This is a genomic window from Enterococcus sp. DIV1206 (genome assembly GCF_051712485.1).
Classification (GTDB): Bacteria; Bacillota; Bacilli; order Lactobacillales; family Enterococcaceae; genus Enterococcus; species Enterococcus faecalis.
In genome coordinates this window covers 1,785,089-1,797,088 of record NZ_JBIOOZ010000001.1, presented here as the reverse complement: position 1 = coordinate 1,797,088, position 12,000 = coordinate 1,785,089, and the positions used below count along the sequence as shown (strand labels likewise).

Genomic DNA, 12,000 nt, shown 5'->3' with positions numbered 1-12,000 from the left:
TAAAATGAAAAATAATGAGCAGTTACGAGCGGAATACAATCAAAAAATTATTGAAAAAGAGCAAGAAATATCTTCAATTTCTAGTGTAAAGAGACAAGTTCAAAACTTATTTGACACATTAGAAGGAGATTTAACGCGAAATATACGTAAGTTAGAAAATCTGAATCATGAATTAGCTAAGAATGGTAATCAAGAAGCAAGATGGCTACAAGAAGATTATCTTCAGAAGCAGCAAAAGCAAACCTCTACTTTTCAACAAGTTCATCAGGAATTTTATCAACAATGTGTCAGAAAAAATGAACAATTAAACGAAGAACGTCTTGAATATCAAAAAGAAAGGAATGAATTGCCATGGGATTAATCTATTCAAGTAGTGACAGCGATGCCATCAAAAGTTCATTAGCAACGAATCTCTCTATTGCTCGGACAGCAGTCAGTAATCTAAACTCTGGTAGTCAGCAATTAATCGCAGCGATCGATGGCCAGACACTAGCAGGAGCAGCGTATACCGCAGGGAAAGGGTTATTTTCAGAGTTAGTGATTCCAACAATCAAACGTGTTTCGAGTGCAGTAGATAATGTTCAAAGAGATTTGAATACGTTCTCTTCAGCCGACAGTTTTATTGCCAGTGAAGGTTATTTGGAAGAAGACAACTTAAATGAACAATTAACATTATGTAAAAGTTCAAAGACAGCTTTGGAGAACGCTGAACGTACAGCCAACATGATTGCCAATGCATTGCCAGAGCCCTTACTATCAGAAATGATAAGAGGGATGCAGCGAGATTTCGCGAGGAGAGCGCAAGACTGTCAAAAGGATATTCAACGGATTGAAAAAAAGTTGAATAAGCTAAGAGAATTTAATGGCAAAACAAGTGGGCTGTTTCAAGAAAGTTTAGCTGAATTTAAACTGGCTATGCAAGGTATAATGGTGTTGAATGGAACAACAATTCATGCGGATGGTAGTTATACATTGCCGAGTGGTGTGGATAAAAGTTGGTTTAATCAAATAAAACCTAAAGCTAAGGAGCAAATAGCGACAAATAATAGTAATGCTTTTTTAGAATTATATACACAAGTGAAACAATTGATGAACCCATTAACCAGTGGTAAAACGGATAACATGAAACGAATGGAACAATTATTGGCTATGTATCCCAAGGCATTAGTAGATAAGCTGATGAAAAATGATGAATTTTGGATGCTTGCCGATAAATTACCGTCAAAAGTCCAAATAAAATTGATTAATGGATTAGCAAAATACGAATCATTTGGACAAGCGGTAGCACATGGGAAATGGATTCCTAAAATAGATACCCTAGGTAAGGGATATCAATGGTTTAGTAAAATGACAAATCCGATAAAAACCTACGTAAGTGAAAGTCTGAAACATTCTAAATTTGTTCAAAGTGCCAAAAGTTGGGGTGTAGCTAAAGGGCTAGGAACAGCTGCTCAAGTGGCAACATATGCACAATTAGGTGTGACATTTGTGTCTAGCGCTGTTAATGAATACGGGAAAACAGGTAGTATTGGCAAAGGTGTTATTGGTGGAGCGATAGACACAGTGAAAAGTGTAGGTCCGTTGGAGGGGATGACGATAGGAGGAGCTGTGGCAGGACCATTTGGAGCTATACTAGGTGGAATAGTCGGAGGTGCAAATAAAGTTGCACAATTTATATGGCCGAATGCGTATGATGATATTAAGGATGGGGCTTACAAGCTATATGATAAATCAACTAAAATTATAAATGGTGTATCTAAGAAAGTGGGGAAAACAGCAGAACAGAGTTTTAACACAGTAAAACAGGTATACGATGATGTTCAGGAAGTAGGAAAAACAATTGGAAAGGCACTATCTTCGGTTGAAATACCTAAGATTAGTTTTAGTTGGTGATGAGTGTGAAAAAAATATTCAATGCTACCTTTGAACAAAGTTTAAACTTATTAGATGATCAACTAGTTATGTATATGATAAAGGATACTGAAAAGAGATCGTTATATAATGGAAAAAGAAAATTCTTATTAGTAGTCATAGCTATCATTTTGGTAGCCGTTCAATATGGATTTGTATTAGCGACTGACTATGGAATGAAACATCCGGATAAAGATAGTTTTGTTCCAGCAGCCGAAGTAAATTTGTTGCCAAAAGCTATTTTTTGGATATTTTTATCTGGATACTTGTGTATATGGTTATATACAAGACATAAGAATGACAGAAATATTAGCACAAAAATCTTTGTTACAATGGGTACCTGTAATAACTATTTATTATGGTTTCTATTAGAAGCGAATTTATTCTTCATTACTTTTTTTCTAAAGGCACTAAGTTTAATTGGAATGGGAATTTATTTATTATTAATATGTATAATTGGATATCTAATTATCAGAAGTAAGGTAAATTTTCTAAATAAGAATATGCTTGAAATGAAAGTAAATGAAAAAACTAAAATAGATAACTTTATAGAAACAATTATTCAATTAGTAATGAAATACGGTTGGGTAATAGTTATAGTGGTTATCGTATGGAAATTTTTCTTTCCTAGTGGCGATGGGATAAAATCAGATATATTTGGTTTTATAAGTGTTTTAGGCATGTGGTTTGCATGTAATATAGCATTTATAGCAGCAGAAGCCTACCTATTCTTCCCATATCTTTTACACGGCTATTACAAATATAAATACCCAGAAGAGTATCGAGAATGGGAAGGCAAAACACAATTGGAATGGTATGGAGAAAAATACTTTAATAAGCATATTAAAGGTACGGAGAAAGAAGTGGATGAAGAAAAATAAATTATTCAATGCAACTTTTGAACAAAGTTTAAATTTAGAAGATGACCCTTTTATTATTTTTATGAATAAAGATGTGAATAGATTACCTGATCCAGAAGGTGGAAGAAAAATATTTGCTAGGATAATAGGGATTTTCTTACTTTTCTTTTTAGTAGGACTTAATTTTTTGCTAGCTTTTGTCTCTACAGAAGCTAGTGAAGGAAAATTTTGGGAGAACTCATTTCCTAAACCAGAGCTTAATTTTTTACCAATGTGGTTATTCTATTTTCTATTTTTTATATGGGTCGTTTTAGTAATATTTTTTAGAGATCGAGGAGAACACTACTTTTCAAGAATACGAGGTCAGTTTAATCTAAATCTGTATATAATTTGGCTATTTATAGAAATGAATCTTTTGTTCGCAACAGTGTTTTTTAAAATGCTAACAATAATAGGAATGATTGGTATATCAGGGTTGCTAGGATTATTAGGATATATCATCTTTAGAAGTAAAAAGAAATCGGTAGAAAAAATGCTATATGAAACAGAAGCAAAGAAAGAAAAAATTGATGAAATAGTGGAAAAGATACTAAAACTAATAATGAAATATGGCTGGATAGTTGTAATTATAGTTATGTTATGGAAACTGATTTTTTCTAGTGGTAATGAGGTACGAACAGATATTGTGGGTTCCATTGGAATAGTAAGTATGTGGATAGCGATAGATGTAGGGTTTATTGTGGTAGAAGCTTATCTATTCTTTCCTTACTTATTACACGGCTACTACAAATATAAATATCCAGAGAAATATCGAAAATGGGAAGGTAAAACGCAATTAGAGTGGTATGGAGAAAAGTATTTTAACAAACATATTAAAGGTACGAAGAAAGAGGAGTGCGGAAATGATTGAAAATAAAGAGCTATTGCCATTGGGAAGTATTGTATTGTTAGAAGAAGGGCTACAGAAATTAGTAGTAGTAGGTCGAGGTGTTGTATACACAGATCAAGCGACGGATAAAGATACGTTTGCAGATTATATGGCGGTACTATATCCAACGGGTTTAAATCCTGAAACAACTATTTTCTTTAATCACGAAAATATTGATAAAGTAATTTTTAAAGGATTTTCAGATGAAGAAGAAACGCGCTTTTTAGAGGTTTATCTTGAATGGAAAAGTGATTTAGATAAATCCAGAAAGGAAGAAAATCAAGAAAGCGAGATTTTTGGTTTTTAGTTATTTACAGATAAAAAATAGCAATGATTTTCTAAAAGGAGAAGATTTTTTCTCCTTTTAGAAGTACATACACAAAAACAAGTAGTTATACATTGCCAGAAGGAACCAGTAAAGAATGGTTTACAAAAATCCAAGGGATTGAAAGCTTAGAAGAAGCAAAGAAAAATCAACAAAATATGGCAAAAATGATTAATGACTTATTTAAGAAGAATCCAGCGGCGGCTATCGAAAAAGTAAAAAAAGATAAACGATTGTTTAACTATATTATTACTGCATTGGATTCAGATAAAGTACCAGAGAAATTGAAAATGGCAGCATTAGAAATATTTATTTTTCAAGAAAATGTGAATGATTGGCCTAAAGAAAAAGTGCTGAAGGTTTTAAGAAGTTCGGAGCTGGCTATTTTAGCAGAAAAGTTGCCGCTAGATAAACAAGCTCAGTTATATGGGGTATTATTTAAATTAAGTGAAAAGGGTTGGGAAGTTTTAGCACCAATGAGCCACTTGACGGGTGTTTTGTCAAAAAGCTCATTGGGTTCACGAATCATTGCAGGTTCCAAAGTAGGTTTAGCTGAGTTTAAAAAATTGAAAGCTGTTTCTGATTTTTTAAAAGCATATCCCATACTGAAAGAAGGACTATTATATATAGGAGATGGTTTAACCTTACTTTCTTATGCCTATGAAGAATACATCAATCCAAAAAGTCCAGCATATGGAGATGTAAGTAAGGCCATTTATGGTGGGATTAATTCATTTGCTTGGGACATGGGGCCGCTAGAAGGAGCAGAATATGGAGGACCTGTTGGAGCTGTGTTGGGGACGGTGAATACTACTGGTCGTATGGGAAAAGATATTATTAATTCTATTCCCAAAATATGGGGAGATAAAGATGGATTTGGTTGGTCATCTTCTGCAGAAGATAAAAGAAAATGGTTAAATGAACAATATAAAAAACATGGAGAATATGAAGTGATTCCAACGGATAAAGAATATAAAATAGGGGTGCCTGCTCATAGTGGCAGCACTAATATTAACCCGCAAATGAATAACAAAATTTATAAAAGGAAGTGAGTTGCGTTTATGAAAAGTTTAAATAACATGATAAATATAATAACCTTTGAACAAGCAAAAAAAAATATAAACTACGACATACTTTTAGAAAATATATCAGGTGAAAAGAATACGTTGCTCAGCTATTCTATCAAAAAAAAATAATTTTGCTTGGGTCGATGATAATTCCTACTATATTTCTAATTGCAATGTCAACATACAATTTTAAAGATGTATCAAAACAAGGATATCCAATTTTTATGGCAATTATTGGAATATTTATAGGCATTGTCATTTTGAGTTGCTATTTATATTTCAAAATTTCTAAAAAAAATCGTTGTATAGGATTGAATCGATTTAATTATAAAATGATACTGTTTTCATTGAGTGAAGTTAGCGTATTTGGCTATAGTGGGATAATCGTATTTGCGCAATTTCAACAGTTGAACACATATATCAGACTGTTATTGATAGTGCTTTACTATATTTTACTGTATAAGTTAGTAGTAATAATAATTGTTACCGATACAAAAAAAGTATTGAATGATACGTACGGTTTTGTATTACCCGTAAAAAAATGGCAACAAGGACTTAGTCGGTTTCCAGCTAGATTGATTATATTTACTATTGTGGGTATGCAAGTATATAGAATAACAAAATCTTTCTTTATATTATCTGATATAAATAACATAACTAATTTTCTTTACGGTGTCGTTGGAGGATTTGGTGTTATACTCGGTGGTTTTTGCGTAGGTTTACTTCCAACAACCTTTTTTGATGGGAATGAATTTATTCAAGGTGCATTAATAAAAAAATATTCAGAAGAATTTCGTAGAACGTTTTTTTTTGATAAAGAAGAATGGTATAGGAACAAATAATAACAGTTACAAACATTTAAAATATATGAAAACTAACAGAAGATATTCATAACGATTTTTTCAGTAATAAATAAAAGTAATCCGGATAAACTTCTATGAATGAGACCAGAATAGTTATGCCAATTCTAGAAAAAGTTGAGATTTTGGAGTTGCAATATAACTTCTGGTCTTTCTACATAATATAGCATTAAAACATATACTATTTGGCAAAAAGCCGATACTTCTAAGTCTTTAGCAGTTCCTCTTGGCGTTCGTGGCAAAGATGACATTGTTTACTTGAACTTACATGAACGTGCCCATGGACCGCATGGACTTGTCGCAGGAACGACTGGCTCTGGTAAGTCTGAAATCGTTCAAAGTTATATGTTGTCATTATCTGTTAATTTTGCTCCAGAAGATGTAGGTTTTTTACCTATTGATTTTAAAGGAGGCGGAATGGCTAACTTATTTGCAAAATTACCTCATTTGTTGGGTTCGATTACTAACTTAGATGGAGCTAGTTCAGCTAGAGCATTACAAAGTATTCGTGCAGAACTACAAAAATGGCAACGAAAATTTGGAGAATACGGGGTTAACCACATCAATGGTTATACGAAATTATATAAACAAGGAAAAGAAATTACTGACCCAGAAGAAAAGAAAAACTATCCAAGTGAGCCCTTACCCCATTTATTTTTAATCAGCGATGAATTTGCTGAATTAAAAGCCAATGAACCAGATTTTATGGCAGAACTTGTCTCTACTGCTCGGATTGGTCGTTCGTTAGGTGTACATTTAATTTTAGCGACACAAAAACCAAGCGGCGTAGTGGATGACCAAATCTGGTCAAACTCACGGTTTAAGCTGGCCTTAAAAGTTGCTGACGCCAATGATTCCAATGAGATTATTAAAACCCCAGATGCTGCTAGTATTACTCAACCGGGTCGTGCTTATTTGCAAGTAGGGAATAATGAAATTTACGAATTATTCCAATCTGCTTGGAGTGGTGCTAACTATGATCCATTCGCTACCAAGGAAGAAAAAGTGGATGAAAGGATTTGGTCAATTAATCAATTAGGACAATACGAATTATTAACTGCCGACCTTTCCGAAGAAGAAGAGGTTTCTATTAAAACGGAGGAAGAGTTAACACAATTAGATGCAATTGTTGAAGAAATTGCCAAGCATGCGGAAGAAAGTCAAGCAACTTTACCAGAGAAACCTTGGTTACCTCCATTAGCAACAGAAATTGTTTCACCACTTTTTAAAACGCAATGGCAAGAACAACGAGAACTTTCTGTTCCTTTTGGTTTTATGGATATTCCAGCAAAACAAGAACAAGTCAATTTCAATTTCGATTTGCACGAATTAAATCATACTGCCTTATATGGTTCACCGGGGTTCGGTAAATCAACAGCTTTGCAAACCCTAGTAATGAACTTTGCTCGTAAAAATACACCAGAACAAGTTCAATTTAATTTGTTTGATTTTGGTACAAATGGGTTGTTACCATTGAAAAAATTACCACACGTTGCTGATTTAGTCCGTTTGGAAGAAGAGGAAAAATTGGTTAAATTCTTAAAACGAATTCGTAAAGAAATTCAAGAGCGTAAAGATGCCTTTACTGAATACGGAATACGGTGTTGCTAGTTTAAATCAATACGAAGAAAAATCAGGACAGAAATTACCAGTGATTGTTACGATTGTAGATGGGTTTGATGCAGTCAAAGAAAGCCCATTAGAGGATCCAATTGAATCTGTTTTAAATCAATTGCTACGAGAAGGAGCAAGTGTTGGCTTGTATACCATTATTACGGTCCTAAGAACAAATAGCTTTAAAATGAGTATGACAAGTAATATCCCAACACATATCGGTTTGTATTTAGTAGAAGAAGATGCGATTCGTGATGTTGTTGGACGAGAAGCTTTGATTCCACAAGAAATTATGGGACGTGCGCAAGTGAAATTGGAACAGCCGCAAGAAATTCAAATCTATCTACCAACAGAAGGGGAAAATGATATCGCTCGTTTAAACCGTTTAGAACAAGAAATTGAAAAGATGGACCAAAAATGGGGCGGTGAACGATCACTACCAATTCCAATGTTACCGAAAACAATCGCTATGGCGAATCTATACAATCATCCACACGCTCAACAAATGCTGGAAAATATGGAGTTCCCTATTGCCTTTGATAAAGAAACGACTAACATAGTGGGCTTCAAACCAACGGAACATGGTTATTTTGTGATTGGTGATGATACACCACAACAAAATGAATCTGTTGAAAAAGTGATTATCGAAGACATGAAGCATTTTAGAGGGCGTGCCGAACGGATTATCTTTAACCATAGTGACCGTTTTGGCGGTTATGCAGATAGCTTTGATACAGTGATCGCAGGAACTGAATATGGAAGCTTTGTCAATGAATTATTACAGGAAATTGAACAACGACAAATGATTAGTGAGTATGAACCGATGTTGATTTATATTCCCGAAGCGCAACAATTTGTCGAAAAATCCTTTATTAGTGCTGAAAACCTAAATATCCTACTGAAAAAAGGTAGCCAAGTCGCGATGTATTTTATTTTCCAAACCAATCAAAAATTATTGGAAAACAGTTTTAATGATGCCGATAAATTATTACGTGCTAATATCCCAGCGGGTATGGTTGGTACCAGACTCGCAGACCAAAGCTTTGTTAAAACGAAAAGTGATTATAATGAACCTGCCGTGGAATTGGATGAATCTCATTTCTTTGAAGGTCGAACAGCAATGCAGGTGAAGTTAGTAAGTGAATAAAAAGGAGTGGAATTATGAATAATGAATTGTCAAAATTAATTGATATGAAAAAGAGCGAAGAAGAAATTGAAACAAATCATTTTATTATCAAAGATAACATTTTAAGATTTGATCATCTAACTTTACAATTAAGTAACATTTCCAGAATATATGCTGGAACTAAGCGGATGAGAATTCCTGTGATGGCGATAAGCATTTTTGTTTTAGCTTTTGGAACTATTCGGTTTGAAGGATTACGTTGGATTAGTTTAATTATTATGGGATTGACAGGATTGTATATCTATATGGTTTATCAAAGACATCAAAGTAATAAAGAATATTTAATCTTTCAACTAAATTCTGGAGATAATTACTCCCTTTATTTTCAAGATGCTGAATTTTTAAACAAAGTCCGTAATGCAGTTGAAGCAGCATTCAATCACAAAAATATGTATTCAGAAATCAATATTGCGGAACAAAAAATTATTCAAGGAAATCACCATGTAATTCATGGCAACCAGGCCAGCCTAAACACAGGGATTCAACAAGGCAATACAATACATTCGAATAATCATGAAGAACATTCGTCAACTACTGTTGGTGATATCACAGATAGTACTATTTATCATTCGACATTTGGCAACCAGAATCATCAAAAAAATGAACAACCTGTTTATGATTGGCCAGTACTTGAAGCTAATTTTAAAGCAGTCATCACTTCATTGAAAAATGAAGACGAAACAAAACAAGTCAACAGGCAAGCGCTAAAAGCTGTTGAAGAAAAAGACGCAAAACAATTTGAGACAATCATTAAAATGAATCGGAAAATTTTTACGTCCAATCTATTTTTAAATACTGCTAGTGGTGTATTGGCTCAAGTGATTTCAACGATTTTAGGGATTCGATAAAGGAGGAACCTCATGAGTGATGAAGCAATAAAAGCGCAAAAAAGAGCACTGGCAGCCGGAAAGCGTGCTGAAGCCAGTCATTTAAGTAGTCAGGTCAACATGGCACAAGCCAACAAAAATCAAATTGATCAGAAAATTCGAGAATTAGAAAAAGCAATTCGTGAATTAAGTCGAGAGATTCTTAGTATTCATCAATTGAAATCAACCGTTTCTAGTCAGTTAAAGAGTATTTCTGGAAGTAATTTTAAAGGCACACGACGGAATAAGTATAATGAAAAAGTTAGAAAAGTAGATAGTGATTTATCAAAATATGCCACAAAAAATCAAGAAAATTTACAAACGTTTCAACGGAAATTGTCTAACTTACAAGAAGAAGCGCAACGTGAAGCCATGACAATCAGTTCATTAAATTCACAAATTTCGGCACTATTATCAATAGCAATGAGTTTGGATTATTAATAAAGGAGTGAAAAAAATAATGAAAAGCGGTGTAAATTTATCGGAATGGACGCAATCTGTCAATAAAGCAAACAGCACAATTTCAGGAATTGGCAAAATGAAAACTGTATCTTTTTCTCAAACAAATGCGCGACCTTTTACAGAATTCAAAACAATGATAGAGCAAATCAATTCTTCTCTAGAAAGTTACAAAGAATTTGCAAAAGGAAGCACCAATAAAATGATTGCTGCCGGAAAAAATAAAGCCAATGATGATAAAGCGGGAGCTGCTACTATGAAAATTAGTCAATAAGGAGTGAAGAAAAATGAATCAACAACAAAAGGAGTTGTGGGTGGCTACTATAGAAAGTAGTAACCTGACTGGAGAAATAACAAAGGACACTATAAACGAACTCGGTTTAATTTTGGGCGGTCAACCCCAATTAGCTCAAAATATTTATCAAAGTTTCCTCAATCAAACCACAAGTTATGAACATAAACCAAGAATTGGCGCGATTATTCATATTAGTTTTGATTATGAAGAGTAAAGAGTCACTTTTGCTTGGTTAAAAAAACAAGTTGTATTGACCGTGCCACAATTTAAACGATTTATGGGTTTCGTTGATACAATTTTTACAGAAATCTATCCAATTGGAACCATTGTCGAATTAGATGAAGAATTATTAACCGAAGATGTTAAAGCGCTTTTTACTACAGATGAATTAGGTTTATTTGTTTCTGTTCAAGGGAGAAAATTAACCATTCCAGAAACGCAAATGATGATTGATTACGTAGGAACTTTATGGCCATTTGGATTACAAGCAGAGGTGGAGCCAATTTATTTTAACTCGGTCATGGTAAAACGAGTTATTTCAGAAGGGCCTACTAATGCGTACGAGGAAAAGTTTACTTTTGAAGTTTTGAGAAAACAATTGGCGCAAGATGAAAAATATTCGTGTACGTATGTCTAATGAGGAGGTGGGCAAATGAAAATTAATATGCGTGAAGTAATGGAAGCTAAAAACAAAATTACTTCTTCCAGAAATAAACTACAAGCAGAAATCAATCGTGCCAAAAGAGATTGGAAAACAGTCCAAGGAAGTGATGCTTTATCTGGAAAAGTCAAAACAGCTATTAATGGTGAAATTGGTAATTACCAACTACCGATGCTAACCAATTATTATGATCTTTTACATACAATAGCACAAGAAATGGAAAAAACAATTAGTGATTTTAAAGCTAGTGTGAAGGAAAATAGTGAATCAGCCATCACTGATACAGATGCCTTAAATGAAGCGAAAGGAAAATTTTCAACACCATTATCAAATTTTGCGAAATTAGATAAGAAAATTAGCAACATCTACAGTTCTGTGGCACATATCGTCCCTATTTCCGCACCATCCAATCAATTTAATAAAAAAATGGAAGAGGCTAAGAAAGTCTTGACGGAAACGCTGAAAGGCATGGACACTTTTAATGGACGCAAAGCAGGCAGTGCTGTCAAAGACAAACTAGCCCAACAATCCAGCCAAATCACGAACGTCGGAGGATTAAGCTATACCAATCCTAAATCATTGGAAATATTTACGGATAAAACATTTAAAAATGAAATAAAAGAAGCGCATAAAAAAGTCCAGGAAGAAGAAAAAGATAGACTTGCTTTTGAAAAAGACCATCCAATTTTAATGGCTATGGATGGCAATTTAACAGAAGAAAAGTTAGACGAACTAGATAAATTAATTAATCATGCGATAGCAAAAGGTGTTGTTTCAGGAAAAAAATATATAAACCATATGAAAAAATTATACATTTCTTCCAGAATTAAACGAATGTCAGACGGCACTTTAGTCATCAAAAAAGCCGGGAAATGGTTGAGTAAGTTTGATAAACTAACCGGAATTGATAAATATATGAGAAAAGGCAAAGACTTTACTTGACTCCAAGCACGTAAGGAGGCTTAAAA

At 33.7% G+C, this 12,000-nt stretch carries 12 protein-coding genes and 2 pseudogenes; all 14 read left to right on the top strand.

The window, feature by feature from the left end:
* The first annotated feature begins 4 nt into the window (after positions 1-4).
* Complete coding sequence (locus tag IGK86_RS08770) at positions 5-361, top strand: hypothetical protein (protein WP_002394401.1); 357 nt, start codon at positions 5-7, stop codon at positions 359-361.
* The gene (locus tag IGK86_RS08765) at positions 352-1,893 is read left to right on the top strand and encodes a hypothetical protein (RefSeq protein ID WP_016617254.1); all 1,542 of its coding nucleotides are present in this window, start codon (positions 352-354) and stop codon (positions 1,891-1,893) included. The genes IGK86_RS08770 and IGK86_RS08765 overlap by 10 nt, the downstream gene beginning before the upstream one ends.
* Positions 1,893-2,792: a hypothetical protein gene (locus IGK86_RS08760; RefSeq protein WP_016617255.1), complete on the top strand. Its 900-nt coding sequence runs from the start codon at positions 1,893-1,895 to the stop codon at positions 2,790-2,792. The genes IGK86_RS08765 and IGK86_RS08760 overlap by 1 nt, the downstream gene beginning before the upstream one ends.
* A complete protein-coding gene (locus tag IGK86_RS08755; protein WP_016617256.1) occupies positions 2,779-3,681 on the top strand; it encodes a hypothetical protein in 903 nt (300 codons plus the stop codon). Before IGK86_RS08760 ends, IGK86_RS08755 begins: the two co-directional genes overlap by 14 nt.
* Positions 3,674-4,006 (top strand): DUF4176 domain-containing protein, encoded by a 333-nt coding sequence (locus IGK86_RS08750; RefSeq protein WP_010824596.1) that lies wholly within the window; start codon positions 3,674-3,676, stop codon positions 4,004-4,006. The genes IGK86_RS08755 and IGK86_RS08750 overlap by 8 nt, the downstream gene beginning before the upstream one ends.
* A 176-nt stretch (positions 4,007-4,182) precedes the next feature.
* Complete coding sequence (locus IGK86_RS08745; protein ID WP_229234574.1) at positions 4,183-5,076, top strand: hypothetical protein; 894 nt, start codon at positions 4,183-4,185, stop codon at positions 5,074-5,076.
* Positions 5,077-5,315: 239 nt separating this feature from the next.
* Entirely contained in the window at positions 5,316-5,933 is a 618-nt protein-coding gene (locus tag IGK86_RS08740; protein ID WP_229234576.1) for a hypothetical protein, read from the top strand.
* A 204-nt stretch (positions 5,934-6,137) separates the two neighbouring features.
* A pseudogene (gene essC, locus IGK86_RS08735) lies at positions 6,138-8,712 on the top strand (type VII secretion protein EssC); the annotation flags it as partial.
* A gap of 14 nt (positions 8,713-8,726) precedes the next feature.
* Positions 8,727-9,599, top strand: coding sequence for a DUF6232 family protein (locus IGK86_RS08730; RefSeq protein ID WP_438742330.1), 873 nt, complete (start codon positions 8,727-8,729; stop codon positions 9,597-9,599).
* A gap of 12 nt (positions 9,600-9,611) precedes the next feature.
* Positions 9,612-10,058, top strand: coding sequence for a YwqH-like family protein (locus tag IGK86_RS08725; protein WP_016617262.1), 447 nt, complete (start codon positions 9,612-9,614; stop codon positions 10,056-10,058).
* A gap of 19 nt (positions 10,059-10,077) precedes the next feature.
* Positions 10,078-10,350: a hypothetical protein gene (locus tag IGK86_RS08720; protein WP_002385949.1), complete on the top strand. Its 273-nt coding sequence runs from the start codon at positions 10,078-10,080 to the stop codon at positions 10,348-10,350.
* A 13-nt stretch (positions 10,351-10,363) separates the two neighbouring features.
* The gene (locus IGK86_RS08715) at positions 10,364-10,585 is read left to right on the top strand and encodes a hypothetical protein (RefSeq protein ID WP_438742326.1); all 222 of its coding nucleotides are present in this window, start codon (positions 10,364-10,366) and stop codon (positions 10,583-10,585) included.
* 42 nt (positions 10,586-10,627) lie between these two features.
* On the top strand, positions 10,628-11,008 hold the full coding sequence (locus IGK86_RS08710; RefSeq protein ID WP_238535488.1) for a DUF4176 domain-containing protein: 381 nt from the start codon (positions 10,628-10,630) through the stop codon (positions 11,006-11,008).
* A gap of 15 nt (positions 11,009-11,023) precedes the next feature.
* Positions 11,024-11,959 (top strand): annotated as a pseudogene (locus IGK86_RS08705) (T7SS effector LXG polymorphic toxin); the annotation flags it as partial.
* Between the last annotated feature and the right edge of the window lie 41 nt (positions 11,960-12,000).